This is a genomic window from Frankia nepalensis (assembly GCF_016786325.1).
Lineage (GTDB): Bacteria > Actinomycetota > Actinomycetes > Frankiales > Frankiaceae > Pseudofrankia > Pseudofrankia nepalensis.
The window spans coordinates 1-26,000 of the sequence record NZ_JADWYU010000146.1; the positions used below are offsets into that span (position 1 = coordinate 1).

Genomic DNA, 26,000 nt, shown 5'->3' on the forward strand with positions numbered 1-26,000 from the left:
GACGGCACCGGCTACGACGTCGTCCCCAACCCGGCCGGCACCGACGACGCCACCCGCAACCGCTGGTGCGGCCACCGGCTCGACCCGTAGGCCGCCGGCCGGGCCCGTCAGCGGACCGATGTCCCGCGGCGGCCGGCCGATCGGCCGATCCTCACGACGTGGCCGTCGCCTTCGAGAAGGCGACGGCCACGCCCGGCGTCCGGCCGCCAGATCGGCGCCGGATTCCCCTACCCGGTCGGTTCCGCCGCGTCGAAGTGGAGCCGGGATTTCGTGACGTAGTCGCGGTGCTCGTCGGCCCACTGGATGAGGGCGCGCACCGGGGCGCAGAGGGTCTCGCCGACCGCGGTGAGCGTGTAGTCGACCCGGGGCGGCGAGCTGGGCGTCACGGTGCGATGCACCAGGCCGTCACGCTCCAGGCTCCGCAGGGTCACCGTGAGCATCCGCTGCGAGATGCCGTCGATCGCCCGGTGCAGTTCGGAGTAACGCCTCGGCCCGGCGGCGAGCAGGTTCATGACGAGGACGCTCCACTTGTCGCCGACCCGGTCGAGGATGTCGCGCAGCTGGCACATGGGGTGCTCGTCGCCGACCGGCCCACGCACCTGGATGTGCGGTACGCAGCTCAAAGTGCCGTCTTCCGTCATGCCCGGATCTTCGAACAGACTGCCGGCACGCACAAGAAGTAACCAGCGCACAGAAAGTGTGGCCTCCCGCGGAGGCCCACCCGGGCGTGCCTGCGGGCGTGATCAGGATGATCAACGGCCCGCGCCGAGCCGGCCGGGGTGCTCGTCGCGGTCACCCCACCGGACCCGCGACGCCGTGCGGCCACATGGCCGGCCGTGCCGGCCACCTCGATGGCGCTGGTCAACACCGACCCGGTCAGGAGACCCACCATGCGTGCTGTGGCCTTTCCGCGCTTCGGCGCGGCGCCCGAGATCGTCGACCTGCCGGTTCCCGAGCCGGGCCCGGGCGAGGTGCTCGTCCGGGTGCGGGCCTCGTCGATCAACGGCTTCGACCTCGGCGTTCTCGGCGGCTTTCTCAAGGGCGTGTACGAGTACGAGTTCCCGGTGGTGCTCGGCAAGGACTTCGCCGGAGTGGTGGCCGCCGTCGGCGCCGGGGTGAGCGCCGTGGACGTGGGCGACGAGGTGTTCGGCGTGGTGATGCGGCCGACCCTCGGACAGGGCGGGCTCGCCGAGTACGTGGTCGTGGGCGAGCAGTACGGCCTGGCCCCGGTCCCCGAGGGCCTCGACAGCGTCCGGGCGGCCGCGCTCGCCCTGGCCGGCACCGCGGCGCTGGGCGCGATCGACGCGGTCGACCCGGGACCCGGGGACGTCATTCTTGTCTCGGGCGCGACCGGTGGCGTGGGCGCGTACGCGGTGCAGCTGGCCGCGGCGCGAGGAGCCAAGGTCATCGCCACGGCCAGGCCGGGACCCGAGGCCGCCTTCGTCGCCGCCCTGGGCGCGTCCTGGACCGTCGACTACGCCGATCTCGTGGCCGGGACGCGCGCGCTCGCGCCGCGGGGCGTGCGGGCCGCCCTGCACCTGGCCGGCGACGGTGCCAGCGTGGCGAGCCTGGTCGCTCCGGGTGGACGGTTCGCCTCCACGCTGCACTTCACGCCGGAGGATCACGCCGAGCGGGATCTCAAGGCGACCGTCGTGCTCGCGGATCCCGCCGCGCCCGCTCTCACGGGCCTCGCCGCGCAGGTCGTCGACGGACGGCTGCGGGTACCGGTCGCCAGGACCTACCCGCTCGCCGAGGCCATCAGCGCCATCACCGACTTCACGGCCGGGGCCGTCGGCAAGCTCGTCGTCGCGGTGGAGGAGTCTCCTGCCTGAACCGAGCGGCCGCTGCCGGTGGAGACCTGATGAGCCCGCCCAAGCTGTCGGGCGGGCTCATCAGGTCAGCGGCGGCTGGCACGTCGGGCCGGGGCCGGCCCGGCGGGCTCGTTCAGGCGTCGTCCGGCAGCGCCCGGCCGAGCGCTCGCGGGGCACGGCCGCCGCGCGCGACGACGATGAGCGCGGCGAGCGTCACCAGATAGGGGAGCGCGGTCAGCACCTCGACCGGCACGATCTCCGTGTCGCCGGACTGGATCGCGACCGAGTCGAACAGCGCGAACACGCCGGCGCCGGCGAGCGCCCCCCAGGGCGACCAGCGGCCGATGATGACCGCGGCCAGCGCGACGTAGCCGCGTCCCGCGGTGACGTTGACGTCGAACGAGCCGAGATAGCCGACGGTGATGACCGCGCCGCCCAGGGCCGCGAGCGCGCCGCCGAGCGCGAGCGCCGCCGTCCGCGTCGCGCGGACGCGGACGCCGCGCAGCGCCGCGCGGGCCGGGTCGTCGCCCGCGGCGCGCAGGGCGAGCCCCGCGCCGGTGCGCCGCAGCGTCCAGGCCAGCCCGACGGCCAGCGCGACCATCGCGTAGCTGAAGACCGACTGCTCGAAGAGCGCCGGTCCCACGAGGGGGATCTCCCGCAGGATCGGCACGTGGACGGTCGGCGCGAGCGGGATCTCGGGCGCGGCGGTGCCGGTGGGCCGCCACAGTTCGTACAGGTAGGTCGCCGCGCCGGTGGCGATCAGGGTGACGGACAGCCCGACGACCAGCTGGTTGGCGCGGCCCCAGAGGGTCGCCAGCGCCGTGACCAGGCCGAGGAACCCGCCGACCGCGACGGCGAGCGCGATGCCGGCGCCCCACCCCGCCTGGGAGGCTCCGTAGGCGCCGGCGAGCGCCCCGGCCAGCATCGTGCCCTCGATGCCGAGGTTGATCGTGCCGGATCGCTCGACGACCGCCTCCCCGAGCGCCGCCAGCGCGACCGGGGTCGCCAGCCGTACCGCGCCGGCCAGGATCAGCTCCACCTCCGTCACCACGCCACCTCCGTCACCGCGCCGCCTCCATCGCTATGCCGCCTTCCCGCGCCGACGGCGGGCCTCGAAGCCGATCGCCACGAAGAACAGCGACAGGCCCTGGAGCACCGTCGCCAGGGAGGCCGGTACGCCGGTGTCGATCTGCAGGCCGTCCGCGCCCGCGCCCAGCGCGCCGAAGACGAGCGCCGCGACGAGGATCCCCGCCGGCCGGAGCCCGCCGAGCAGCGCGACGAGCACGCCGTTGAACCCGAGGCCGCCGCTGACGCTCGGATAGAGGGTGCCGTCCACGCCGGCGACCTTGAGCCACCCGGCGAGCCCGGCGGCGGCGCCCGCGACCACCATCGCGCCGACGATCGCCCGGCCGTGGCGTACCCCGGCCCGCGCGGCGAGCGCCGGGTTGGCGCCGAGCACCTCGTAGGCCAGCCCGCGCGGGGTGCGCATCCACCACGCCAGCGCGGCGGCGGCCAGCGGCGCGGCCACGACACCCCAGTGCAGCCGGGTGCCCGTCAGCAGGTTGGGCAGCATCGCGGCGGCGGGCAGCGGGTCACTCTGCAGCGTCGCGTCACCCGTCGACGTGCCCAGCCAGGTCCGCAGCGAGTAGTTCACCAGCGCGAGCGCGACGTAGGTCAGCAGCAGCGTGGAGAGGATCTCGTTGACCTGGGCGCGCACGCGCAGCAGCGCCGGCAGGATCGCCCAGGCGCCGCCCGCGAGCGCGCCGGCCAGCGCGGCGGCCGGCAGGAGGACGACGGCGGGGGCGCCGTCACCGAGCCCGACCGCCGTCGCGGTGGCGGCCAGCGCGCCGACCGCGAGCTGGCCCTCCGCTCCGATGGTGAAGACGCCGGCCCGCAGCGCCGGTGCCACCCCGAGCGCGATGAGCGCGAGCGGAAGCGCGCGCACGAGCGTCTCGCCGAAGCCGTACCGGGAGCCGAACGCGCCGGTGACGAGCGCCTCGTAGCCGTCGACCGGGTTGCTGCCGGCCACGCTCAGCAGCACACCGCCGAGCAGGACGGCGGCCAGGAGCGCGGCGGCGACCGCGCCGGCCGAGCGCGGGGAACGCGCGCGCGTCGGCGCGGAAGCCACCGGCGCGGGTGTCACCGGCGCGGGCGTCACGGGCGCGGGTGTCACTGGTACAGCCCCGGTTCGGGCTCCCAGCCCTCGAGCACGTGGCGCCCGATCTCGACGTGCTTCCAGGCGACCGGGTCGTGCAGCGAGAGCGTGCGCGCGTTGCGCCAGAAGCGGTCGAAGCCGAGCTCGCGCCGGGCGGATCGCGTGCCCATCAGCGCGAAGATCTCCGAGGTCGCGCGCACCGCGGCGCGGCTGGCCGTGGCCTTGGCGGCGTAGATGGGCACCGCCAGCTGGGTGCGGTCGATCTGGCCCGCCTCGAACGCGTCGAGCAGGTCGCCCGTGGCGACGACGGCGGTGTAGGCGGCGACGAGGTCGGCGGTCAGCTCGCCGGCCAGCGCCCGCACGGTGGGGTCGCCCGACGCCCGCTCCGTCTCGGCCGACGGCCACGGCCGGCTGCGGTCGCGGACGAACGGCGCCGCCGCGCGCAGCGCGGCGATGCCGAGGCCGACCAGCTCGGCGGCGAAGCCGGCCTGGAAGCGCGGTCCCGAGTGGGGCATGAGCCCCGTGGCCAGCAGGCCGCCGAGCGCGGGCTCGACCTCCACGGCGGTGAAGGTGATGGTCCCGGACTCGGTGGCGCGCTGGCCGAGCGCGTCCCAGTCGTAGGCGATGCGCACCCCCGGCGCGTCCGGCGGCACCAGGAAGGTCTTGATGCCCGCCAGCGGGTCGGTCGCCCCGGCGACCGGGTCGAACGCGGCCACGGCGATCAGGTCCGAGCCGGCGGCGCCGGTCGTGTAGATCTTGGTCCCGTCGAGCACGTAGGACCCGTCGTCGCGGCGGTGCGCGAGTGTCGTCATCGGGCTGTCGACGCGCCGGCCGTTCTCCGCGGCGGCCAGCCCGATGACCTTGCGCTCGGTCGCGAGCAGCTCGCCCAGCCGGGTCCGCAGCCCCGGGTCCGCGGTGACGTGCAGCTCGCGCACGGAGTCCTCGTGGACGCGGAAGATCTGCGCGACCGAGCTGTCGGCGACGGCCATGCGCACCTGTGCCTCGAGCGTCAGCCGGTGCGAGGCGGCGATGCCGCCGAGGTCGCGCGGCAGCGAGGCGGACGTGATGCCCGTCGGCCGCAGCGCGGCGATGGACGACGTCGGGTACCGACCGCGCGCGTCGTGCTCGGCGGCGGCCGGCTCCACCTGCTCGTCGAGCACGACCTGCAGCCGGTCCAGGACGTCGTGCTCCTCGGCGCTCAGCCGGGGCGACGGGAACGCGCGGTCGAGCAGGCCGCGCGCCGCGGCCGCGGCCGGGGTGGCGACGGGCGTGGCAGAGGGCGTGGCAGAGGGCGGGGTGGGGGCGGGCGAGGGGGAGGCGGTCATGGGTCGGACTCCGCGAGGGGATGGCCGGCCATCGCGCGCCCGAGGCGGGCGGCGTCCGGCCGGTCGTCGGTGGTGAACGTGTCGGTGATCCGCCCGGCGCTGAGGACCAGCACGCGGTCGGCGATGGTCAGGACCTCGTCGAGGTCCGTCGACAGGACTATGACCGCGGCGCCGTCGGCGGCCGCGGCGCGCAGGTCGTCGCGGATCGCGGTCGCGGCGCGCAGGTCGAGCCCCTGCGTGGGACCGTGCGCGACGACCACGCTCGGCCCGGCGGCGAGCTCGCGCCCGACGAGCAGCTTCTGCTGGTTGCCGCCGGAGAGCGCCCCCGCGGGCAGGGCCGGGTCGCGCGGCCGCACGTCGAAGCGCTCGAACAGCGCCCGCGCCCGGGTCCGCTCGGCGCGCCGGTCGCGGAGGCCGGTCCAGCGGCGGCGCAGCGACCGGTCGCGCAGCGTCGCGAGCAGGATCGCGTTGTCGGTGCCCGGCAGCGCCGGGACGAGGCCGTCGGCCCGGCGCTCGGGGACGTAGGCGACGCCGGCGGCCACGGCGGCCCACGGGTCGCCGCCGATCGGCACGCCGTCGACGGCGACCGTCCCCCGCTCGGGCGCGCGCAGGCCCGCGAGGACCTGGGCGAGGAAGTGCTGGCCGCTGCCGGCGACGCCCGCGACGCCGACGATCTCGCCGGCCCGCGCGGCGAGGCGGATGCCGGCGAGCGGGCCGGCGTCCACGCCGTCGACGACGAGCCGTTCCCGCCCCGGCTCGGGACGGGTGACCGTGGCGGCGGACGGGACCTCGCCCACCATGTGGACGGCGAGCGTGTCGGCGTCCAGCTCGTCGACGCGGCCGTGGTGCACGCGGCGCCCGCCGCGCAGGACCGTCACCCGGTCGGCGGCGCCGAGCGCCTCGCCCACCCGGTGGGTGACGAGGACGACCGCGCCGCCGCCGGCCGCGATCCCGCGCAGCGCGCCGACGAGCCGCTCCACCTCGGCGGGCCCGAGGCTGGAGGTCGGCTCGTCGACGATCAGCACGCGCGCGCCGAGGGCGAGCGCGAGGCCGAGCTCGCCGAGCTGCTGCTCGGGCAGGCTCAGCCGGTCGGTCGGGACGTCGGCGGGCGGCGCGACGCCGAGGCGCGCCGCGGCGTCGGCGAGCCGCGCCCGCGCCTCGCCCGCCGAGAAGCGGCCGAGCCCTCGGCCGAGCGCGACGTGCTCCACCAGCGAGAGCGCCCCGACCAGGGACAGGGTCTGCGGCACCAGGGCGACCGACGCGGCGCGGCGCACCTCGCCGGCGTCGGGCGCCGTGGCGCCGGCGAGGATCCGGGCCAGCGTCGACTTGCCGGCGCCGTTCTCGCCGACGACGGCGTGCACCTCGCTGGCGAGCACGGCGAAGTCGACGCCGTCGAGCGCCACGGTCGACCCGTAGCGCCTGACCACGGCGTCGGCCGCGAGCAGGACCTCGCCGGCGGCGGTCACGAGAAGTCGGGGAGCTTCAGCTCGCCCGACGCGAGCTGCGCGGAGAGCTCGTCGACCTTCGCCTGCAGGTCGGCGGGGACGCCGGGGGCGGCCGCCGCGTTCACCGGGTCGATGCCGATCTCCTTGTTGGCCAGGGTGCCGACCTCGAACCGCTTGCCGAACGTCCCGGCGGCCAGCCGGTCGAGGTAGCCGGTGTAGACCGGGGTGAAGTTGAGGTTCGCCGAGGTGATGTTGACCTCCTTGGCGGCGGCGCTGCCCGCGACGGCGGTGCCGACCGTCGGGACGCCGGCCTGCTGGGCCGCCGGCGCGACGCCGTTGCCCTCGGCCGTGTTGGCGAAGACGAGCTGCGCGCCGCCCGCGACCAGGCCGCGCACGGCCTCCTGCTCCTTCTGCGCCGAGTAGAACTCGCCGGTGAAGACCGACTCGGTCGTCGCGGACGGGTTGGTCGCCTTCAGCCCTTCGAGGAAGCCCTTCAGCGCGGTCTGCACGAACGGGATGTCGGGCCCGCTGACGATCCCGACCTTGGTGACGTCCTTGACGGAGCCGGCGACGACGCCGCCCACGTAGCCGAACTGGCCGAAGTCGTAGGTCCAGCCCTCGACGTTGGGCAGCAGCTTCTGCTCCAGCGTGTTGTCCCCGGTGGTGGCGAAGTGGACGTCGGGGAACTGGGCGGCGACCTTGAGCACCGACGCCGACAGGTCGATGCCGTGGCCGATGATCAGGTCGAAGTCGCGGCTGGCGAACTGGCGCAGGACCGGCTCGGCGGCGTTGGGGTCGCTGAGCTGCTGGCGGACCTGCAGCGTGATCCGGCCCTCGGACTCCAGCTTCTGCAGGGCCTGGGCGGCCCACTGGTTGAAGCCGCCGTCGTTGGTGAGGCCGCTGGTGAGCAACGCGACATTCAGCGGCGCGGCGTCGCCGGAGGCGGCGGGCGCGGATCCGTCCTCGTCGCTCGATCCGCACGCCGCCATGGCGATCATGGCTACGGGCAGGAGGATTGCGGCCAGCAGGCCGCGCAGGGATCTGGGCACCGGGGTTCGTCCTCTGGTCGTGGGTACGGCGTTCGGGTCGAGCGGGGAGAAACCTACCTTAACCAGCGGTTTTGTAGAGTTTCCCGCGTGACTTCGCCCGGAACCCGATCCTCTACCGCGTCCGGTACCGCGTCCGGCGTCGAGGTGCTCTGGTACCTCACCGCTCCGGACGGCCGTGCGCCGTGGTCACCCGGCGGCGTGCGCGACGTGGACTACGCCTATCTCAGGCAGCTCGCGGGCGCGATCGACGGCCTGGGCTTCGACGGCGCCCTGCTGGCCACCGGCCCGCACGACGTCCACGTCCTGGCCGCGGCCCTCGCCTCGCACACCGAGCGCATGCGCTTCCTGCTCGCCGTCCACCCGCCGCTGCTGTCGCCGATGCTGGCCGCCAAGATGGCCGTCACGCTCGACCAGTTCACCCGCGGGCGCGTCCTGCTCAACATCGTCAACGGCGACGCCGCGACGCTCGCCTCGATGGGTTCGGCGCTTGCCCACGACGACCGCTACCGCTACACGGCCGAGTGGATTCCCGCGTGGCGCGCCGCGGTGGCCGGCGACGTCGTCGACGTCGAGGGCGACTTCATCACCGTCCGCAACGGGAAGCTGGCGCTGCCGTCCGTGCAGAAACCGACGCCGCCGCTGTGGTTCGGCGGCGCGTCGCCGGCCGCCGTCGAGGTCGCGGCGCGCCACATCGACACCTACCTCGTCTACGGCGACACGCCGGGCAACACGGCCGAGCGGATCGGCCGGGTGGCGGGCCGCGCCGCCGAGCTCGGGCGGACGCTGCGCTACGGGATCCGGCTCTACGTGATCGTCCGCGACACCGACGACGAGGCGTGGGCCGAGGCCGGCCGGATCCTGCGGACCATGGACCCGGGGGTCGTCGCCTCGATCCAGCGGGCGTTCGCGGGCACCGACTCGCAGGTCCAGCAGCACCAGCTGGCGCTGCACGGCGGCCGGATCCCGGACGATCCGCGCGCGCTCGAGTTCGACGAGGCGCTCTGGTCGGGCTTCGGCCTCGTGCGCCCCGGCGCCGCGACGGCGATCGTCGGGTCGCCCGAGACCGTCCTGCGCCGGCTGCGTGACTTTCAGGCCGTGGGCATCTCCACGTTCATCCTGTCCGGGGTCCCGCTGCTGGAGGAGGCCTACCGGTTCGCCGAGCTGGTCCTGCCGGCGCTCTCGGAGACCGAGGGCGCGCCGAGCGGCGACGCCGCGCTCGGCTACGGCACGCTCGTGGGGGAGGGACGGCGATGAGCGGCGCGACGCACCCGCCGCGCTTCGGCGTCTGGGCGCTGATCGGCGGCACCTGGGCATCCCTGCACCACCCCGACGACCCGGTCGACGCCAGCTGGCGGCGCAACCGGAGCCAGATCCTCGAGGCCGAGGCGCTCGGCTACGACACGACGCTGGTCGCCCAGCACACGATCAACCCGTGGGGCGACGAGCTGGATGGCCTCGAGGCGTGGACCGCGTCGGCCGCGCTGGCCGAGGCGACGGAACGCATCGAGATCATCACGGCGATCAAGCCGTTCCTCTACCACCCGGTGGTGCTGGCCAAGCAGGCGCTGCAGATCGAGGAGATCAGCCAGGGCCGGTTCGCCATCAACCTGGTCAACGCCTGGTACAAACCCGAGATCGAGCAGGCCGGGCTGCCGTTCCTGGAGCACGACGAGCGCTACGCCTACGGCCGGGAGTGGCTGACGGTCGCGCGCTCGCTCCTCGAGGGCCGCCGGACGACCTTCCACGGGCGCCACTTCGACGTCGACGGGTACCTGCTGCGCCCGGAGGACCGCTTCCGGGAGCGCCCGCGCATCTACCTGGGTGGCGAGTCCGAGCCGGCGCGCGCGCTGGGCGCCGACCTCGCGGACCTGTTCTTCATCAACGGCCAGCCGATCGAGCGGGTGCGCGCCATCATCGCCGACGTCGCGCGGCGCGGGCGCGGGGGGCAGCCACCGCTGCGCTTCGGGCTGTCCGCGTTCGTGATCGCGCGCGAGACCGAGGCGCAGGCTCGGGAGGCGCTCGCGTTCGCCTGGGAGATCTCGGCCCACGACGAGCCGAAGGTGGCGGAGATGCTCAAGCACATCGACACCAAGGCGGTGATGTTCCAGACGCACGCCCAGTTCCCCGCGATCGGCACCAACGGCGGGACCGCGGCCGGCCTCGTCGGCACCTACGACCAGGTCGCCGAGCGGATCCGTGACTTCCACGCCGAGGGGATCGAGACCTTCATGCTGCAGTTCCAGCCGTTCGAGCCGGAGATGCGGCGGTTCGCCGAACAGGTCATCCCGCGGGTCCGCCGCCTGGTCCCACCCACCGGCGGCACGCGGGCGGCGGCTCAGGAAGGTGTGGCCTCATGAGCCAGACCGCGAACGGCCGCGCCGGCGGCGCGGTCGGCGTGGCGCGCGTCATCGCCTCCGAGGCGGAGGCGCTCCAGGTCGCCGACGCGCTCGCCGCGACGCTGCGCGACGGCGCGGCCGAGCGCGACCGCGCGGCGCGGGTGCCGGTCGACGAGCTCGCGGCGCTGGGCCGCAGCGGGCTGCTCGGGCTGACGGTGCCGGCGCGCTTCGGCGGCGCCGACGTGTCGACGGTGACCCTCGTCGAGGTGTTCCGGCGGCTCGCGGCGGCCGACCCGTCGGTGGCGCAGGTGCCGCAGAACCACTACGTGTTCGTCTCGGTCCTGCGCCATGACGGCACCGAGGAGCAGCAGCGACGGCTGCTGGGCGAGGTGCTGGCGGGCGCGCGGTTCGGCAACGCCCTGTCGGAGCGTGGCACCAGGCACGTCATGGATATGCGGACCCGGCTGCTGCCGGCGGCCGACGGGACGCTGCGCCTCAACGGCACCAAGTACTACTGCACGGGCGCGCTGACGGCGCGCTGGATCCCCGTCTTCGCGCTCGACGAGCGGGACCGGCTCGTGGTGGCGTACGTCCCGCGCGACGCGGCCGGCGTGGAGGTGCTGCAGGACTGGACCGCCTTCGGGCAGCGGGCGACGATGAGCGGCACGACGCGGCTGGTGGACGTGGCCGTCGCGCCGGAGAACGTCGTGGCGCACTGGCACACCTATGAGCGGCCGCAGGTGGCCGGCGCGTTCGGCCAGATCCTGCACGCGGCCATCGACGTCGGCATCGCGGGCGCCGCGCTCGCCGACGGGGCGCGGTTCGTGCGCGACAAGGCCCGGCCGTGGTTCGAGGCCGCGGAGGAACGCGCCGCCGACGAGCCGCACGTGCTCCTGCGCTTCGGTCAGCTCGGCGCCAGGGTGCACGCCGCGGAGGCGCTCCTGCGGCGCGCCGCCGAGGCACTCGACGCGGCGGGGGCCGAGGGGCCGCCGCCGAGCGCCGAGGCCGCGGGCGCGGCTTCCCTGGCGGTCGCGGAGGCGAAGGCATTCGGTGGTGACGTCGCGGTCGAGGTCGCCAGCGAGATCTTCGGCCTGATGGGCGCCTCGGCGGCCGACGCCGCGCACGACCTGGACCGCCACTGGCGCAACGCCCGCACGCACACCCTGCACGACCCCGCGCGCTGGAAGTACGTGCACAACGGCAACCACATCATCAACGGCGTGCTGCCGCCGAACCACGGCCTGATCTAGCCGGACACCGGCTTCAGGCGTCCGTGGGCGACGGCGCGCCGAAGGCGTGCAGGAAGGTGTCGACGGCCGCCCGCGCCACGGCCCGTTTCTCGTCGTCGGGGACCGCCCGGGTGCCGAACCGGGCTCTGGCCTCCAGTGAGCCGGTCAGCAGGGCGGCGAGCTGTTCGGCCGCCGCGGCCGGGTCGGTCAGCCGTAGGCGGCCGGCCAGGGCGAGCCGGGCCAGCCGGTCGGCCAGCGCCTCGGTCACCGGGCTCGCCGCCCGTCCCTGGATGATGTCGAGCAGGTCGGGGAACTGGTTGATCTCCGCGTACAGGAGCCGGCGCAACGCCCAGCCCCGCTCGTCGCAGAAACAGCCGATGAGGCGGTAGCCGACGTCCTCCAGCAGGACGCGGACATCGCCGTCGAGGTCGCGCAGCCCGTCGACGGCGGCGAGGTTCTTCGCCAGCGCCTTGTCGGACTCGGCGGCGATCGCGGCCCGCAGCAGGGCCTGCTTGTCGCCGAAGTGGTTGTAGATCGTGTGCTTCGCGACCCGGGCCTCGGCCGCGATCATGTCCAGGGTCGCCTGGGCGTATCCCTCGCGGGCGAACACCATGAACGCCGTGCCGAGGATGGCCTCTCGTCTGTCGGCGCGCCGGCGGGTTCCCGCCCGGCCGGGCGCCGTGGCCGCGGACGAGTCGAGTGTGGCCCCGGGTCCGGCCGGTCCGGCCGGTCCGGCCGGTCCGACCGCGCCGGCCGTCTCGGCCAGGACGGAGGTCATCCGTGTTCCGCCAGGTGTCACCGGGCGGGTCAGTCGTTCACCGCTCGCCGGCCCGCTCATGGCCTCACGGTATCGCCATCCCCTCCTCCAGCCTCGGGACAGCGATCAGACGAGGGCGATGTGGGAACGCTTACGGGCGCTATAGTGCACTGGTCAGTGCAGAACTGTGCACCAACCTGGAGGTGGCCTGGTGGCTGGATCCTTGGACGCGGATCGGCTTGATCCCTCCCTTCGGCGACTGATCGCCGTGGTCCTGCTCGGCGGGATCATGGGAATCCTCGACGGGTCGGTGGTCGCCGTCGGGGTCGACACCCTCGCCACCCAGCTGGACGCCTCGCTCGGCACGATCGGATGGGTCTCCACCGGCTACCTGCTGGCGCTCACCATCGCCATTCCGGTCACCACCTGGGCCGTCGACCGGTTCGGCGCGCGACGGCTGTGGCTGGCCGCGCTGCTCGCCTTCCTCGCCGCGTCCGTCGCCTCCGGGCTCGCCTGGAACGCCGCCAGCCTGATCGCCTTCCGGGTGCTCCAGGGGCTCGCCGCGGGGGTCCTCGACCCGCTGGTGCTCGTCCTGCTGGCCCGCGCCGCCGGTCCGCGCCGGGCGGGCCGGGTCATGGGCCTGATGGGGATGGTGCTGTCGGCCGGTCCCGTGCTCGGCCTGATCATCGGCGGGCTCATCCTGGAGCACGCCTCCTGGCGCTGGATGTTCCTGATCAACCTGCCCATCGGGGTGGTCGCGCTGCTCGGCGCGGTACGGGTGGTACCCCGGGACGCGGCGCGCGTCGAGGAGACCCCCACCCGCCTCGACGTCGTCGGGGTCGCCCTGCTCGGCCCGGGGTTCGCCGCGATCGTGCTGGCCCTCACCCAGGCGGCCGAGCGCGGGGCGGTCCTGGCTGGGCAGGTGCTCGTCCCCCTGGTCATCGCCGTGGCACTGCTCGCCGGCTACGGGCTGCACGCCTCGCGACTCACGACCCGGCGGCGCACCCGGCCCCTGATCGACCCACGGCTGTTCACGAACTCCGGGTTCTCCGCGAGCGTGGCCATCATGACCCTGGTCGGCCTCGCGACGTTCGCGACGATCTTCGTGTTGCCGCTGTACTACCAGCAGCAGCAGGGCCGGGGCACGCTCGCGGCGGGGCTGCTGGTAGCCCCGTTCGCCCTGGCCGCGGTCATCGCCATGCCGCTGTCCGGCCGGCTCTCGGACCGGTTCGGTGCCCGCGTCCTCGTCCGCGGCGGCGCCGTCGTCGCCGCGCTCGCCGAACTCGGGTTCACCCGGATCGGCCCGCAGACGAGCGAGGTATGGCCAGCGCTCGCCGCGTTCGTCCTCGGTGCCGGGCTCAGCTTCGTGGGCGCGCCCACGATGGGGTCGCTGTACCGAACGCTGCCGGCGGCGGCCGTGCCCCAGGGCAGCTCGGTCCTGTACATCCTCAACCAGCTCGGCGCGGCGATCGGCGTCGCCGTCGTCACCCTCATCCTCGCGACCGTCGGGAACGGCGGCTCCGACCCGATGGCGGGCTTCCACGGGGTGTACTGGTTCGCCATGGGCACCCTCGTGGTCATCCTGGCCGCCAGCGTCCTGCTTCCCGGGGGCGAGGCGGGTCCGACCGTCGCGCCCCCGGCCGCGGGGGAGGACTCGTCCGCCGGGGCGGCGGTGCCCACCCAGCAGATCACCGAGCCCGTGGCGGTGACGAAGCGGGCCGAAATGTAAACGTTTGATGACGGCGTGTTACAATGTCGGGATACCTTCGCCTTCCTCCGGCGGGGCCCGAGCGATGGAAGGGTGGTTCCCACGCCCACGGCGAGCGGCTCGGTCCGCGACGAGGAACCACGCAGCCGTCGGATCCGGCGGGATTTCCTGGCCAGTCGGCGGGATCTGTTGGACGCCGTGGAACGACTGCTCGCGAAGCAGGGCGGCCGGTTCAGCCTGATCGAGCTGGCGGCCGAGGCCGGGGTGTCCACGGCCACCGCCTACCGGCATTTCCCGGATGTCCCCGCCGCCCTGGACGCCTACTACACGCAGCTCGTCGAGCGCCTGGTCACCCACATGGAGGCGGTGCCGGCCGGGCCGGACGCGCTGCGCCGGTTCGCCGCGGTGTGCGAACTGTGGGTCCGCGAGGCCGTGGGCTGGGGCCCGGCCGTCGTGCACGTCCGGTCCTCCCGCGGCTTCCTGCAGCGGCTGCGCGCGGACGACCCGATGATCGGGCGGCTGTTCGGCGCGCTCGCGCCGATGCTGGCCGCGCTGGCCGACGCCGGCTTCATCCCGGCCACCTCCGCCGAGTACGGGGTGCTCCTGTGGGTCACCGTGTTCGACGAGCGGGTGGTCGTCGACCTGCACGACAGCCTCGGCTGGCCGGCCGCGCGGATCGCGTCCGAGCTGACCGGCAGCGTCCTGCGCGCGCTGGGCCGGCCCGCCGGGGCCGCCGGCTAGCCGGGACCCCACCCGACTCGCGGCGGCGTCGGCGCTCAGCCGAGCACGGCGGTCGCCTCGATCTCGACGAGCAGGCCCGGCCGGACCAGTGCGCAGACCACGGTCGTGCGGGCCGGTGGGTCGGTGGGGAAGGCCTCCCGGAACACCACGTCCAGCTCAGGCGCGGCGGCGGCGTCGGTCAGGTAGCACACGCAGCGCGCGACGTCGGTCAGCCGCCCGCCCGCGGCGCCCAGGACCTCGGCGATCTGGCGGAAGACGTCGCGGGCCTGGCTGTCCACCGTGCCGCCGCGCGGCCGGCCGGTCGCCGGGTCGAGGGCGACGCAGCCGGAGAGCACGAGCAGGCGGCCGACCCGGACAGCGGCGCTGATCGGGGCGAGGCCGGCCAGCCCGGCCGGCAGCGGCATGGCCTCTCGGGCGGGAACGGGTCGGTCGACGGCCCCGCCCTCGGCCGCCGCGCCGCCTACCACCCGGGCACCGCCCGCCCCGCCGCCGGCCTGATCATCTCGCCGGTCAGCTCGTCGACGCCCGCCGCGCCGAGCAGCTTGACCGTCGTCGAGATCTCCTCGCGGAACAGCTCCAGCAGTCGGCTGACGCCCTCCTCGCCGCCGGCGGCCAGTGCCATGGCCGCCGCCCGGCCGAGCACGACCACGTCCGCGCCGAGCGCCAGCGCCTTGACGACGTCCCCGCCCCGGCGGATCCCGGAGTCCAGCGCGACCGGCACCTGCCCGCCGAGCGCCGCGACGATCTGCGGTAGCTGGTCGAGCGCCGCGGGCACCGCGTCGAGCTGGCGCCCGCCGTGGTTGCTGACCAGCACGGCGGCGGCGCCCGCCCGCGCCGCCGCCACGGCGTCGGCGCCGGTCAGGACGCCCTTGGCCAGCCAGGGCAGCGGCGAGTCCGCCATCCGCTCGGCCAGCTCGTCCCAGGTCCAGATCGGCTCCCGGCGGACGAACAGCTGCCCGAGGGTGCCGGCCAGGTCGGCCGGGCCGGCGTGCGGGTAGTTGCCGCTGACCACGTCGACGTCGACGTCGAACCGGTTGCGCATGTTGCGCTCCCGCCAGCCGGCGGTCGGGCAGTCCAGGGTGAGGCAGACGGCGGAGAACCCGATGTCGGCGGCCCGCCGCAGCATCGCGGCGAAGTTCGCCGGGTTGCCCATCGGGTGCAGCTGGGCGATCCGGGCGGCGCCGGGGGCAGCCGTCGCGACCTCCTCCCAGGAGTACGAGCCCGCCTCCGGGACGATCGAGGCCACGCCGGCCTTGGCGTTCGCCCGGGCGACCGCGAGCTGGCCGTCCCGGTGCAGCAGCCGGTCGGCGCCGAACGGGCTGGTGAGCACGGGCATGGACAGCTCGATGCCGAGGAAGGTCCTGGTGAGGTCCGGCTCGCCCGCCCCGGTCATCAGCCGGGGCAGCACCGACCAGCGCTCGAAGGACGACAGGTTCGCCCGCAGCGTCTGCTCGCCGCCGGAGCCGCCGTCGAGGAAGTCCCAGACCGGCGGGGGCAGCGCGCGGCGGGCAGCCTCGAAGATCTCCCCGACCGTGGCGAACCGGTCGGAGGAGGTGAAGGAGACGAACGGGTCGGCGCCCTTGTCGGCCGGGGCGGCCGCGGCCGGCGCGGCCGGCGGGGCGCCGGGTCGCGTGGCCCCGTCCGGGGCCGAGACGTCAGCGGCTGTCACGGGTCACTCCACTCCTTTCTGTGATCAGTCAGCGGGCCCGTTCCGGCGCGGCCCTGGCGCGGTCGGGCGCCCGGGCCTCCCCGGCACCCGGGGCCACGGCGCCGGCGAGTCGGGATCAGCCGGCGAGCAGTTGCCGGTCCGACGGGGCGTCTCCGAGCCCGGCGATGATGTCGACCAGCCCGGCCGGCGTCAGCGCCGCCTTCTCCGGCCCGGCGACGTCGTAGACGACCCGGCCGCGGGCCATCACCAGCAGCCGGTCGCCGACCTCGATCGCGTGCCGCATGCTGTGCGTGATCATCAGCGACGCGCAGCCCAGCCGCTCGTGCGTCCGCAGGGTGAGGTCGAGCACCCGGTCGCGGGTTCGGGGGTCCAGCGCCGCCAGGTGCTCGTCGAGCAGCAGCAGCCTGGGCCGGCGCAGGCCGGCCATCAGCATCGTCACGCTCTGGCGCTGGCCAGCGGACAGCAGCGCGACCGGGTCGGCGAGGCGGTGCTCGAGGCCCAGCCCGAGCATGGCGAGGTCGGCGCGCATCCCCGCCTGCCGGCCGCGGGTGACCGCGGGCAGCAGCCGGCGCCGCCGGCCGCGCGCCCCGGCCAGCGCGAGGTTGTCGGCCAGGGAGAGGCCGGGCGCGGTGCCGGCGAGCGGGTCGTCGAAGACCCTCGCCACCGCCGCCGCGCGGGCGTGGTCGGGCAGCCGGGTCACGTCCCGGCCGTCGAGCAGCACCCGGCCCCGGCTCGGCCGGTGCGTTCCGGCGACCACGCCCACCAGGCTGCTCTTGCCCGCGCCGTTGCTGCCGACGACGGTGACGAACTGGCCGGCCGGGATCTCCAGGTCGACGTGGTCGAGCGCGACGACCTCGGTCGGGGTGCCGGCGTTGTGCACCAGGCGGACGCCGTCCAGCCGCAGCATCAGCCCACCTCCTTCACCGTCGCCGCCGCGCCGCGGGGGCGACGGGCTGGGCTGCCCCGGCGCAGCGACCGGCCGAGCTCGGGCAGGTAGCGGTTGAGCGCGACCGCGGCGACCAGGGTGAGGGCGGTGATGCCGGCCAGGTCGGTCGCCTGCAGCCCGGCGCGCAGCGCGCCGACCAGGACCAGCCGGTACACCAGCGTGCCGGCGAGCACGGCGACGATCACCCGGCCGACCCGTGACGCCCCGCCCGGCCGGGTGATGAGCTCGCCCAGCATCACCGCGCCCACGCCGGCCAGCAGCGTGCCGGTTCCGGTCCCGGAGTCCGCGAAGCCCTGCGACTGCACGATCAACGCGCCCGACAGGCCGGCACTGGCGTTGGCCAGCGCCAGGCACAGCGCGAGCGAGCGGCGGTCGTCGACCCCCTGAGCCCGGGCCATCCGGGCGTTGACCCCGGTGGCCCGCAGCGCGAGGCCGATCTCGGTCAGCAGCAGGTAGCCGACGGCGGCCAGGAACACACCGGCGAACGCGGCCAGAATCGCGACGGTCAGCCAGTCCCGGACGTCTGGAGCGAGGCCGGCCAGCCCGCTGAACAGGGTGCCGCCGTCGCCCAGGCTGATCGACGGCCGCCCCAGGAGCCGCAGGTTCAGCGTCGTCATCCCGATGCTCATGACGAGGCCGGCCAGGATGACCGGAATGCGGAACATCAGGTGCAGCCCGGTGGTCACCAGCCCGGCCGCGGCGGCCCCGGCGACGGCGACGAGCATCGCCAGCGGCACGCCCGCGCCGTGGTTGAGCAGCACCGCGGCGAGCGCGCCACCAAGGGTGAGGCTGCCGTCGACGGTGAGGTCGAAGTCCTGCCGGATGCGGATCACCAGGTAGATGCCCATGACGACCGGCACCAGCGGGAGGCCGGCGATCAGGGTGTCCGTGAGGAGATATCGCATGGCTACCCCGTCGCCGCGGCCGGCAGGGTCACCCCGAGCGCGCTCAACGTGTCGCGGTTGACGCCCCATTCGAGCGCGCCCGGCCGGCCGAACGGAGTGTCGGCCGGGATCGCGCCCTCGATGATCTTCGCGGCGACGCCGGCGGACGCGACGCCGAGGTCGGCGTAGCTCGGGCCGAGGGTGGCCAGCACCCCGGTCGTCGCCGCGTCGCCCGAGGTCAGGTACAACGGGATCTTGTTCGACAGGGCGACCGCGCCGACCGCCGCCACTCCCGACGCGACGGCCGCGTCGGGGCCGACGAGGATCGTGTCGGTCCGGCCGACCAGGGAGCGGGCGGCGCTCTGGACGTCGCCGGCGCCGGCGACCGTCGCCTCGGCCAGCGACATCCCGGGGCGCCCCTCGACCGCCGCCCTGAGCTGGGCCACCCACACCTGGCTGTTCTCGTTCGACGGGTCGTAGATCGTCCCGATCCGCCGGGGCGCCGGGGTGACCTCGGCCAGCTCGTCGAGCAACTGGGCCGGATCGATGAAGTCGATCGTGCCGGTGACGTTGCGTCCCGGGTGGTCGAGGCTGTCGGCCACCTTGCCGCCCACCGGGTCGCCCATCGCCAGCGCGATGATCGGATGGGTCTTGTCCTGCTGGGCCATGGCGATGACGGCCGGGGTCCCGATGACCGCGATCAGCGAGGCGTCGGAGCGGGCCAGGTCGCGGGCGATGCTCTGGATCAGCGACGGGTCGCCGTTCGCGTTGCGGACGCTGAAGCTGACCGTCCGCCCGGCCAGCTTCGCCGTGAGCTCCTCCTTGAACGCCGTCTCCAGGGTGGTGACGACGTCGGCCTGCGCGACCTCGAAGATGCTGACCTTGACCGGGTCCGAGCCCGTGGCCGACGGGCCCGCCGATCCGGACGAGCCCGCGCAACCCGCGGCGGCGAGCACGCCCACCAGGCCGATGACGCCAAGGAGCGCCCCTGCCGCCCGGCGGCGCCGTGTTGCCCTGATCTTCATCTCACCTCCAGATCTGAGAAGTTCTTCTCAAGTCAGGATTGGAGCGGTATGTTTCCCGAGAATGAAGATCTAGAGCGGTTTGAGTTACTAAATGCTCACATGGTGCATCGATAGATCAGATCATTTATCTGAGGGCGACTTTGGGTTGTCGCATGGGAACTTTAGGTGTCGGAAAGCCTGGCGCCTGGTCGGTTGGCCGGCGCCGTCAGAGGCCGGTGTCGCGGGCGAGGAGGTCCTCGTCGGTCTCCCGCCGGACCAGGAGCCGGGCCTCGCCGTCGGCGACGGCGACCAGCGGAGGGCGGCCCACCAGGTTGTAGGTGGAGGCGAGGCTGTGGTGGTAGGCGCCGGTGCAGGCGACCGCGAGCAGGTCGCCGGCCTGGACGTCGCCGGGTAGCGGCACGTCGCGCGCGAGGACGTCGCCGGCCTCGCAGTGCCGGCCGACGACGGTGACCGGCCGGGCGGCGGCGAGGCGCGGCCGGCCGATGAGGTCGATGGTGTAGCGGGCGCCGTAGAGCGCCGGGCGGGGGTTGTCGCTCATGCCACCGTCGACGGCCACGAAGGTGCGCACCCCGGGGACGTGCTTGACGGTGACGACCCGGTAGAGGGTGAGGCCGGCCCGGGCGACCAGGGCACGGCCGGGCTCGATGGTCAGCCGGGGCACCGGAAGCCGGTGCCGCTCGCACTCGTAGGCCAGCGCGCCCGACAGGCGGTGGGCGAAGCCGGCGAGGTCGAAGCCGTCGTCGCCCGGCAGGTAGCGAACCGCGTGCCCGCCGCCGACGTTGAGCTGGGACAGCGTGACCCCGTGCCGGTCGCGGACCGCGGCGAGCAGGCCGATCATGCGGCGGGTCGCCTCCTCGAGCAGCCCGACCCGGGTGATCTGCGAACCGACGTGGCAGTGCAGGCCGACGAGCCGCAGGCCAGGCTGGGCCAGGATCTGGCCCACCGCGTCCGCCGCGGCACCGCTCGCCAGCGAGAAGCCGAACTTCTGGTCCTCCACGCCGGTGTTGATCGCCTGGTGGGTGTGGCCGTCGACGCCCGGGGTCACCCGCAGCAGCACCCGCTGGTCGTGGGCCAGCAGGCCGAGCCGTCTGATCTCGTCGGCCGAGTCGACCACGATCCGGCCGACCGGGTAGTCGAGCGCCGCCTTGAGGTCCTCCGTCGTCTTGGCGTTGCCGTGCAGGACGAGACGGTCGGCGGGGAAGTCGACGGACCGGGCCACGGCGAGCTCGCCGGCGGAGCAGACGTCCAGCGACAGCCCCTCCTGCGCCACCCAGGCGGCGACCGCCCTCGTCAGCAGGGCCTTGCCGGCGTAGCACACCTCGACGCCGGGCAGCGCCGCCCGGTACTCCCGGCATTTTCGCCGGAACCCCTCCTCGTCGAGCACGTAGGCCGGCGTGCCGAACCTCGCGGCCACGGTCGTCATCGGCACACCCGCGACGCGCATCTCGCCATCGGTGCCCAGCACCGCGCTGTCCGGCCACACGCCGGAGGCCAGCTTCGACCGCAGCGAGGTCCGTAGGCTCGGGATGAGCTCACCCAGCGTCATCGTCCGCTCCGGGATCCGGGGCGCTGGCCCGTCGCCGGCGCCGTCGGCTCCAGTTCATGCCCGGGGCGGCGCCGCCGGGAAGGGACGCTGACGCCGCCGTGACGGCGCCGGGGCGAATTTCTACGGTTCGTTTAGACCGTGGAAGGCGCGGTTCGTCCGTCGGCGCTGGCGCGGCCGTCGGCCGGGCCGCGGCCCGGGTCGCTGGCGGGGTCACGGCCCGGGTCGCTGGCGGGGTCACGGCCCGGGTCGCTGGCGGGGCGTCGGACCGCCGCGCCGGGGCCCGTTCCCCCGGCGCGGTCGGCGGCCCGCAGGGCCGGCGCCACGTGGGCGAGCGCCTCGCGCAGGATGTCGGCCAGCGGCCGGTCACCGGTGACGACGACGAAGCCCTCAGCGGCCGCCCCCGCGTCACCGCTGTCGCGCACCCAGTGCGCCAGCGCGACGCGGGCGGCGGCGGAGACCGCCGCGGCGAGCACGGCGGGCGCGAGGGGGCCGTCGTCGCGGAGCCGGTCCGCGATCGCCGACGCGAGCGGCTGGCGGATCGTGGCCACCGCGTCGAGGAATTCCGCGCGCAGTCGCGGCGTCGACGCGATCAGCGTGAGCGCGTCGTTCGCGGGCTCGGTCGCGTACTGCTCGACGACCGCCTCGACGACCGCCTCGTCGAGTGGTTCGGACGCCGGCCGGGCGCGCAGCGCCGCCGCGACCCGCAGCGCCCGCTCGGCGGTGATCGCCGCGACGATCGCCTGCTCCCGGCTGGAGAAGTAGTTGTTGTAGGTCCGGGGGGACACCCCCGCGGCCTCGGCGATGTCGTCGACCCGCACGTTCTCCGGGCCGTGCTCCAGCGCCAGCCGCAGCGCCGCCGCGCTGAGGGCGGCTCGGGTGGCGACCTTCTTGCGCTCGCGCAGCCCGCCACTCTCGTCCACCGCCATGCCCGCGAGCGTATCAGCAAGATGCGGACACGCATTTTTGCGCGAAGGCATTTTTGCGTGCGCGCATCTTTGGGTACGCTGTGCTGGCACTCGGCGCCCTGGAGTGCGAACGAGGTGGCCGGGACCGGCGGGATCTGCCGATCCAGCCGTCGCGGGCGCCGGCGCCGGCCACCTCGCCACAGCCCAGGCCCGACAGCCCAGGGCTCGACAGTCCTGACTCGACCCAGTCCAGGGAGAGGACCAACCGACATGGCCAAACTGATCGCCTTCGACGAGGACGCGCGCCGCGGGCTCGAGCGCGGCATGAACACCCTGGCTGACGCGGTGAAGGTGACGCTCGGCCCGAGGGGCCGCAACGTCGTGCTGGAGAAGAAGTGGGGCGCTCCGACCATCACCAACGACGGGGTCTCGATCGCCAGGGAGATCGAGCTTTCGGACCCGTGGGAGAAGATCGGGGCCGAGCTCGTCAAGGAGGTGGCGAAGAAGACCGACGACGTCGCGGGTGACGGCACCACCACCGCCACCGTGCTGGCGCAGGCGCTGGTCCGCCACGGCCTGCGCAACGTGGCCGCGGGCGCCGACCCGCTGGCTCTGAAGCGGGGCATCGAGAAGGCCGTCGATGCCGTCGTCGAGCAGTTGCGCACGATGGCCCAGGAGATCGAGACCAGGGAGCAGATCGCCGCGACCGCGTCGATCTCCGCCGCGGACACCACCATCGGCGAGCTGATCGCCGAGGCGATGGACAAGGTCGGCCGGGAGGGCGTGATAACGGTCGAGGAGTCCAACACCATGGGCCTCGAGCTGGAGTTCACCGAGGGCATGCGCTTTGACAAGGGCTACGTGGCGCCGCACTTCATCACCGACCCGGACCGGATGGAGACGGTGCTCGACGAGCCGTACCTGCTGTTCACCACCTCGAAGATCGCGTCAGTCCAGGAGCTGCTCCCGCTGCTGGAGAAGGTGATCCAGGCGGGCAGGCCGCTCGCGGTCATCGCCGAGGACGTCGAGGGCGAGGCGCTGGCCACGCTGATCGTGAACAAGCTGAAGGGCACGTTCAAGTCGGTCGCGGTCAAGGCGCCCGGCTTCGGGGAGCGCCGCCGGGCGATGCTGCAGGACATGGCGGTCCTCACCGGCGGCCAGGTGATCAGCGAGGACGTCGGGCTCAGGCTGGACAGCGCGGACCTCCCGCTGCTGGGCAGGGCCCGCAAGGTCGTGGTGACCAAGGACGAGACGACGATCGTCGAGGGCGCCGGGGACGCCGAGCAGATCCGCGGCCGGGTCAACCAGCTCCGCCTGGAGATCGAGAAGTCGGATTCGGACTACGACCGGGAGAAGCTCCAGGAGCGGCTCGCCAAGCTCGCCGGTGGAGTGGCCGTGATCAGGGCGGGCGCGGCCACCGAGGTCGAGCTGAAGGAGCGCAAGCACCGCATCGAGGACGCGGTCCGCAACGCCAAGGCCGCGGTCGAGGAGGGCATCGTCGCCGGCGGCGGCGTAGCCCTGCTGCAGGCCGCCGCCGCGGCGTTGGCCGGGCTGCGCCTGTCGGGCGACGAGGCGACGGGAGCGAACATCGTCAAGGTGGCCGCCGAGGCGCCGCTCAAGCAGATCGCGGTCAACGCCGGCCACGAGGGCGGTGTCGTGGCGGCGAAGGTCAGGACGCTCGAGCCGGGCATGGGCCTCGACGCCGCCACCGGCGAGTACCGCGACCTGGTGGCCGCCGGCATCATCGACCCGGCCAAGGTGACCCGCTCGGCGCTGCAGAACGCCGCGTCGATCGCCGCCCTGTTCCTGACGACCGAGGCCGTCGTGGCCGACAAGCCGGAGCGGGAGCAGGCCGCGGCGGGCCCGGACGCGGGTGGCATGGATTTCTGACCCTGTTCCCCGGGAGTGGTCTGTCCCGCCGTTCGGACAGACCACTCCCGAGGCCGCGCTGGGGTCGGGCCCGCGCGCGAAACCACCGGCGTCTGTGCGCCGGGCGGGCGGCGCGCTTCTCGACCACCCGCCCGCGGCCAGGCGCAGTGGGCGCCGGCCGGCGGCGCGTTACCGCTTGTTCAGCTGGCCCGCGTCGACGGGCACGACGGTGCCGGTCACGTAGCGCGCCTCGTCCGAGACCAGCCACGCGATGGCGTTGGAGATGTCCACCGGCTCCACCAGGTCGACCGGCATCGCGTTGGACAGCGCGTGCGCGAGCGCCGGCGACCTTTCCATGATGGCGGCCAGGTTCCCGTCGCCGGCCATCGGCGTGCGCACGGCGGTGGGGGCGACGCTGTTCACCCGGATGCTGAACGGCGCCAGGAAGTTGGCCCACGAGCGCATCAGCCCGATGACGCCGTGCTTGGCGGCGGTGTAGCCCAGGAAGCCCGCCACCGGGATGCCCACGCCGATCAGGCCGCCCGTGGAGCTGGTCAGGACGATCGACCCGCCCTGGTTGCGCTCGATCATCGGCTGGATCGCGACGCGGCCGGTGTTCCAGACGCCGGTGAGGTTGACGCCGATGACGTCCTCCCACTCCTGCTCCTCCGAGGCGCTGCCGCCACCCGCCCCGATGCCGGCGTTCGCCAGCACGATGTCGACGGCTCCCAGCTCGGCCACGCCCTCGTCGTAGGCCTGCCGCAGCGCGGAGACGTCGCGGACGTCGGCCTGCCGGGCGACGATGCGCCGGCCGGTCGCCTCGACCTCCTTCACGGTCTGCGCGAGCTCGTCGGCCGTGCCCATCGGGTACTGCACCGACGGGATCTGGGCGCAGATGTCCACCGCGATGATGTCCGCGCCCTCCTGCGCCAGCCGGACCGCGTGGCTGCGGCCCTGGCCGCGCGCGGCGCCGGTGATGAACGCGACCTTGCCGTCCAGCTTTCCCATCTACCTGTCCTTAGCTTGGAATACGGGGGACGTGGGCCAGGCATGTCACGAGGACATGCGGGCGCCTGGGTTGAGGTGCCCTAGCCGACGGTGATCGGCAGGGTTTCCCAGCCGCGCATCGTCGACGTGGAGGACAGCGCGGCGTTGTCCCGGTCGACATTCCACCGGGGGAAACGGTTCAGGAACTCCTCCAGCGCGACCTTGGCCTCGAGCCGGGCCAATGCGGCGCCCAGGCAGTAATGAGGGCCGAAGCCGAAGGTCCGGAGGTAGCTGATCTTGCGGTGGACGTCGAACCGGTCGGGCTCCGACCAGCAGCGTTCGTCCCGGTTGGCCGACGCGACGAGGAGCATCATCACGCTGCCGGCGGGCACCGCGGCGCCGTGCAGCTCGACGTCGGTCGTGACGTACCGGGCCAGCGCGTGGCCGGTCGGCTCGAACCGCAGCGTCTCCTCGATCGCGTTCGGGATCAGCCGTGGGTTCTCGACCAGCTCGGCGCGCTGGTCGGGGTACTCGGCGAGCAGCGTGGCGAGCCAGCCGATCAGCCGCGCCGTGGTCTCGTTGCCCGCGCCGGCGAGGACGGTGACGTAGGTCAGGATCTCCTCGCGGGTCAGCGTGCGGGTGACGCCGTGCATGTCGGTGAACTCGGCCCGCAGCAGCTCCGTCATCAGGTCGTCGGACGGGTGGCCGGCGCGCCAGTCGATGTAGTCGGCGAACAGGTCCGTGTCCATGAGCGCCTTCTTGGACACCTTCATCTGCTGCCCCGGCTCGGTGCGCAGTTTCGCGTCGGCGCGCTCGCGGACCGCGAGCTGGTCCGATTCCGGGATGCCGAGCAGCATCCCGATCACCCGCATCGGGACCTCGTTCGCGAACTCCGTCATGAGGTCGAAGCCGCCGGCGCCGGCGAGCCGGTCGAGAGAGCGTGTGCAGTAGTCCCGGATCTGCGGCTCGAGCGAAGCGACCCGCCGCGGCGTGAACACGCGCGCGAGCAGCTTCCGATGGATGTCGTGGGCCGGCGGGTCCTCCATCAGCAGGGTGCCCGGCGGGATCTCGATGTTGGCCTTGATGACCTCCAGGATCGGGCCCCGGGCCGACGAGAACGTCCGCCAGTCGATTAGCCCACGGTCGATGTCCTCGTAGCGGCTGAGGGCGTAGAAGTCGTGCCTGTCGTTGTAGTAGAGCGGTGTTTCCGTGCGTAACCGCTGGTAGACGGTGTAGGGGTCCCTGGCGATCTCGCGGTCGAAGGGATCCCAGTAGACCGGGTCGTTGCGACTCACCTGGCGAGCCTCCTTCGAGGGCTGGCGCGCCGTGGCCGGCGGCGCCCGCCCGGACTCACGGAAGTTTTAGCGGTCGTTCTAACTTGGTGGGCGACCGCTGTCAACAGAACGGCGCGCGGCGTGGGCGCCCACCGGCGGCTTGCGCGGAGGGTAAATGCGGCGTGACTATCCGGAGTCGCGGTCCGGGGTGTCGGACGGCCTTCCCATGGCGCGTCGAGTGTCGCGCTCGATGCTGCTGCGCGAAAGACGTTCGGGGCCGGCACCCAGGCCGCGCCAGGCGTCCCGCCGGCCTCGGATGGAAGCGTCCGCCATGATGGG

At 74.2% G+C, this 26,000-nt stretch carries 22 protein-coding genes and 1 pseudogene; 7 read left to right on the forward strand and 16 right to left on the reverse strand.

Features of this window, described 5'->3' with window-relative positions:
* Positions 1-227 precede the first annotated feature (227 nt).
* Positions 228-641: a winged helix-turn-helix transcriptional regulator gene (locus I6A81_RS22690; protein WP_203007672.1), complete on the reverse strand. Its 414-nt coding sequence runs from the start codon at positions 639-641 to the stop codon at positions 228-230.
* A gap of 249 nt (positions 642-890) precedes the next feature.
* Here I6A81_RS22690 and I6A81_RS22695 point away from each other — a divergent pair, with 249 nt between their 5' ends.
* Positions 891-1,832 (forward strand): NADP-dependent oxidoreductase, encoded by a 942-nt coding sequence (locus I6A81_RS22695; protein WP_203007673.1) that lies wholly within the window; start codon positions 891-893, stop codon positions 1,830-1,832.
* A 112-nt stretch (positions 1,833-1,944) separates the two neighbouring features.
* On the opposite strand, the gene I6A81_RS22700 is transcribed toward I6A81_RS22695, so the two are convergent.
* Genes I6A81_RS22700 through I6A81_RS22720 form a run of 5 tightly spaced genes read right to left on the reverse strand, consistent with a single transcriptional unit; the run spans position 1,945 to position 7,785 of the window.
* On the reverse strand, positions 1,945-2,862 hold the full coding sequence (locus tag I6A81_RS22700) for an ABC transporter permease (RefSeq protein ID WP_203007674.1): 918 nt from the start codon (positions 2,860-2,862) through the stop codon (positions 1,945-1,947).
* Between the two features lie 30 nt (positions 2,863-2,892).
* A complete protein-coding gene (locus I6A81_RS22705; protein WP_203007675.1) occupies positions 2,893-3,939 on the reverse strand; it encodes an ABC transporter permease in 1,047 nt (348 codons plus the stop codon).
* A 41-nt stretch (positions 3,940-3,980) separates the two neighbouring features.
* Positions 3,981-5,291 carry an acyl-CoA dehydrogenase family protein gene (locus I6A81_RS22710; protein WP_238431045.1) on the reverse strand — a complete coding sequence of 437 codons (1,311 nt, stop codon included), beginning with the start codon at positions 5,289-5,291 and terminating at the stop codon, positions 3,981-3,983.
* Positions 5,288-6,757, reverse strand: a complete 1,470-nt coding sequence (locus I6A81_RS22715) for an ATP-binding cassette domain-containing protein (protein ID WP_203010293.1) — start codon at positions 6,755-6,757, stop codon at positions 5,288-5,290. Before I6A81_RS22715 ends, I6A81_RS22710 begins: the two co-directional genes overlap by 4 nt.
* Complete coding sequence (locus I6A81_RS22720; protein ID WP_203007471.1) at positions 6,754-7,785, reverse strand: BMP family lipoprotein; 1,032 nt, start codon at positions 7,783-7,785, stop codon at positions 6,754-6,756. Before I6A81_RS22720 ends, I6A81_RS22715 begins: the two co-directional genes overlap by 4 nt.
* An 87-nt stretch (positions 7,786-7,872) precedes the next feature.
* On the opposite strand from I6A81_RS22720, the gene I6A81_RS22725 reads away from it, so the two are divergent.
* The 3 genes from I6A81_RS22725 to I6A81_RS22735 are packed head-to-tail and all read left to right on the forward strand — an operon-like array spanning position 7,873 to position 11,371.
* A complete protein-coding gene (locus tag I6A81_RS22725; protein WP_203007472.1) occupies positions 7,873-9,039 on the forward strand; it encodes an LLM class flavin-dependent oxidoreductase in 1,167 nt (388 codons plus the stop codon).
* The gene (locus I6A81_RS22730) at positions 9,036-10,142 is read left to right on the forward strand and encodes an LLM class flavin-dependent oxidoreductase (RefSeq protein WP_203007473.1); all 1,107 of its coding nucleotides are present in this window, start codon (positions 9,036-9,038) and stop codon (positions 10,140-10,142) included. The genes I6A81_RS22725 and I6A81_RS22730 overlap by 4 nt, the downstream gene beginning before the upstream one ends.
* Positions 10,139-11,371 carry an SfnB family sulfur acquisition oxidoreductase gene (locus tag I6A81_RS22735; RefSeq protein WP_203007474.1) on the forward strand — a complete coding sequence of 411 codons (1,233 nt, stop codon included), beginning with the start codon at positions 10,139-10,141 and terminating at the stop codon, positions 11,369-11,371. The genes I6A81_RS22730 and I6A81_RS22735 overlap by 4 nt, the downstream gene beginning before the upstream one ends.
* 13 nt (positions 11,372-11,384) lie before the next feature.
* Here the strand turns inward: I6A81_RS22735 and I6A81_RS22740 are convergent, their stop codons facing one another.
* Positions 11,385-12,128: a TetR/AcrR family transcriptional regulator gene (locus I6A81_RS22740; protein ID WP_203007475.1), complete on the reverse strand. Its 744-nt coding sequence runs from the start codon at positions 12,126-12,128 to the stop codon at positions 11,385-11,387.
* 190 nt (positions 12,129-12,318) lie between these two features.
* On the opposite strand from I6A81_RS22740, the gene I6A81_RS22745 reads away from it, so the two are divergent.
* Both I6A81_RS22745 and I6A81_RS22750 read left to right on the forward strand, forming a co-directional pair.
* Positions 12,319-13,836, forward strand: coding sequence for a DHA2 family efflux MFS transporter permease subunit (locus I6A81_RS22745; RefSeq protein WP_307874838.1), 1,518 nt, complete (start codon positions 12,319-12,321; stop codon positions 13,834-13,836).
* A gap of 177 nt (positions 13,837-14,013) precedes the next feature.
* Positions 14,014-14,556, forward strand: a complete 543-nt coding sequence (locus I6A81_RS22750; protein ID WP_307874839.1) for a TetR/AcrR family transcriptional regulator — start codon at positions 14,014-14,016, stop codon at positions 14,554-14,556.
* Between the two features lie 35 nt (positions 14,557-14,591).
* Here the strand turns inward: I6A81_RS22750 and I6A81_RS22755 are convergent, their stop codons facing one another.
* From I6A81_RS22755 to I6A81_RS22785, 7 genes and pseudogenes are all read right to left on the reverse strand, one after another.
* On the reverse strand, positions 14,592-15,023 hold the full coding sequence (locus I6A81_RS22755; RefSeq protein WP_307874840.1) for a RidA family protein: 432 nt from the start codon (positions 15,021-15,023) through the stop codon (positions 14,592-14,594).
* Entirely contained in the window at positions 15,017-16,225 is a 1,209-nt protein-coding gene (locus I6A81_RS22760; RefSeq protein ID WP_203001765.1) for an alpha-hydroxy acid oxidase, read from the reverse strand. Before I6A81_RS22760 ends, I6A81_RS22755 begins: the two co-directional genes overlap by 7 nt.
* 115 nt (positions 16,226-16,340) lie before the next feature.
* Positions 16,341-17,132, reverse strand: a complete 792-nt coding sequence (locus tag I6A81_RS22765; RefSeq protein ID WP_203001766.1) for an ABC transporter ATP-binding protein — start codon at positions 17,130-17,132, stop codon at positions 16,341-16,343.
* Positions 17,132-18,076, reverse strand: a complete 945-nt coding sequence (locus tag I6A81_RS22770) for an ABC transporter permease subunit (RefSeq protein ID WP_203001767.1) — start codon at positions 18,074-18,076, stop codon at positions 17,132-17,134. The genes I6A81_RS22765 and I6A81_RS22770 overlap by 1 nt, the downstream gene beginning before the upstream one ends.
* 2 nt (positions 18,077-18,078) lie before the next feature.
* Entirely contained in the window at positions 18,079-19,080 is a 1,002-nt protein-coding gene (locus I6A81_RS22775; RefSeq protein ID WP_203001768.1) for an ABC transporter substrate-binding protein, read from the reverse strand.
* Between the two features lie 205 nt (positions 19,081-19,285).
* On the reverse strand, positions 19,286-20,626 hold the full coding sequence (lysA, locus tag I6A81_RS22780) for a diaminopimelate decarboxylase (RefSeq protein ID WP_203001769.1): 1,341 nt from the start codon (positions 20,624-20,626) through the stop codon (positions 19,286-19,288).
* A 296-nt stretch (positions 20,627-20,922) separates the two neighbouring features.
* Positions 20,923-21,552 (reverse strand): annotated as a pseudogene (locus I6A81_RS22785) (TetR/AcrR family transcriptional regulator); the annotation flags it as partial.
* Positions 21,553-21,801: 249 nt separating this feature from the next.
* Between I6A81_RS22785 and groL the strand changes: the two are divergent.
* Entirely contained in the window at positions 21,802-23,421 is a 1,620-nt protein-coding gene (gene groL, locus I6A81_RS22790) for a chaperonin GroEL (RefSeq protein WP_203001770.1), read from the forward strand.
* Between the two features lie 168 nt (positions 23,422-23,589).
* Here the strand turns inward: groL and I6A81_RS22795 are convergent, their stop codons facing one another.
* Positions 23,590-24,408 (reverse strand): mycofactocin-coupled SDR family oxidoreductase, encoded by an 819-nt coding sequence (locus I6A81_RS22795; protein WP_203001771.1) that lies wholly within the window; start codon positions 24,406-24,408, stop codon positions 23,590-23,592.
* 80 nt (positions 24,409-24,488) lie between these two features.
* Positions 24,489-25,682 carry a cytochrome P450 gene (locus I6A81_RS22800; protein ID WP_203001772.1) on the reverse strand — a complete coding sequence of 398 codons (1,194 nt, stop codon included), beginning with the start codon at positions 25,680-25,682 and terminating at the stop codon, positions 24,489-24,491.
* Between the last annotated feature and the right edge of the window lie 318 nt (positions 25,683-26,000).

Excerpts from the sequence above, each read along its gene's own strand:
- I6A81_RS22735 (WP_203007474.1), top strand. The coding sequence starts at position 10,139 with ATGAGCCAGACCGCGAACGGCCGCGCCGGCGGCGCGGTCGGCGTGGCG.
- groL (WP_203001770.1), top strand. The coding sequence starts at position 21,802 with ATGGCCAAACTGATCGCCTTCGACGAGGACGCGCGCCGCGGGCTCGAG.
- I6A81_RS22740 (WP_203007475.1), bottom strand. The coding sequence starts at position 12,128 with ATGACCTCCGTCCTGGCCGAGACGGCCGGCGCGGTCGGACCGGCCGGA.
- I6A81_RS22730 (WP_203007473.1), top strand. The coding sequence starts at position 9,036 with ATGAGCGGCGCGACGCACCCGCCGCGCTTCGGCGTCTGGGCGCTGATC.
- I6A81_RS22765 (WP_203001766.1), bottom strand. The coding sequence starts at position 17,132 with ATGCTGCGGCTGGACGGCGTCCGCCTGGTGCACAACGCCGGCACCCCG.
- I6A81_RS22695 (WP_203007673.1), top strand. The coding sequence starts at position 891 with ATGCGTGCTGTGGCCTTTCCGCGCTTCGGCGCGGCGCCCGAGATCGTC.
- lysA (WP_203001769.1), bottom strand. The coding sequence starts at position 20,626 with ATGACGCTGGGTGAGCTCATCCCGAGCCTACGGACCTCGCTGCGGTCG.
- I6A81_RS22690 (WP_203007672.1), bottom strand. The coding sequence starts at position 641 with ATGACGGAAGACGGCACTTTGAGCTGCGTACCGCACATCCAGGTGCGT.
- I6A81_RS22710 (WP_238431045.1), bottom strand. The coding sequence starts at position 5,291 with ATGACCGCCTCCCCCTCGCCCGCCCCCACCCCGCCCTCTGCCACGCCC.
- I6A81_RS22775 (WP_203001768.1), bottom strand. The coding sequence starts at position 19,080 with ATGAAGATCAGGGCAACACGGCGCCGCCGGGCGGCAGGGGCGCTCCTT.
- I6A81_RS22795 (WP_203001771.1), bottom strand. The coding sequence starts at position 24,408 with ATGGGAAAGCTGGACGGCAAGGTCGCGTTCATCACCGGCGCCGCGCGC.
- I6A81_RS22770 (WP_203001767.1), bottom strand. The coding sequence starts at position 18,076 with ATGCGATATCTCCTCACGGACACCCTGATCGCCGGCCTCCCGCTGGTG.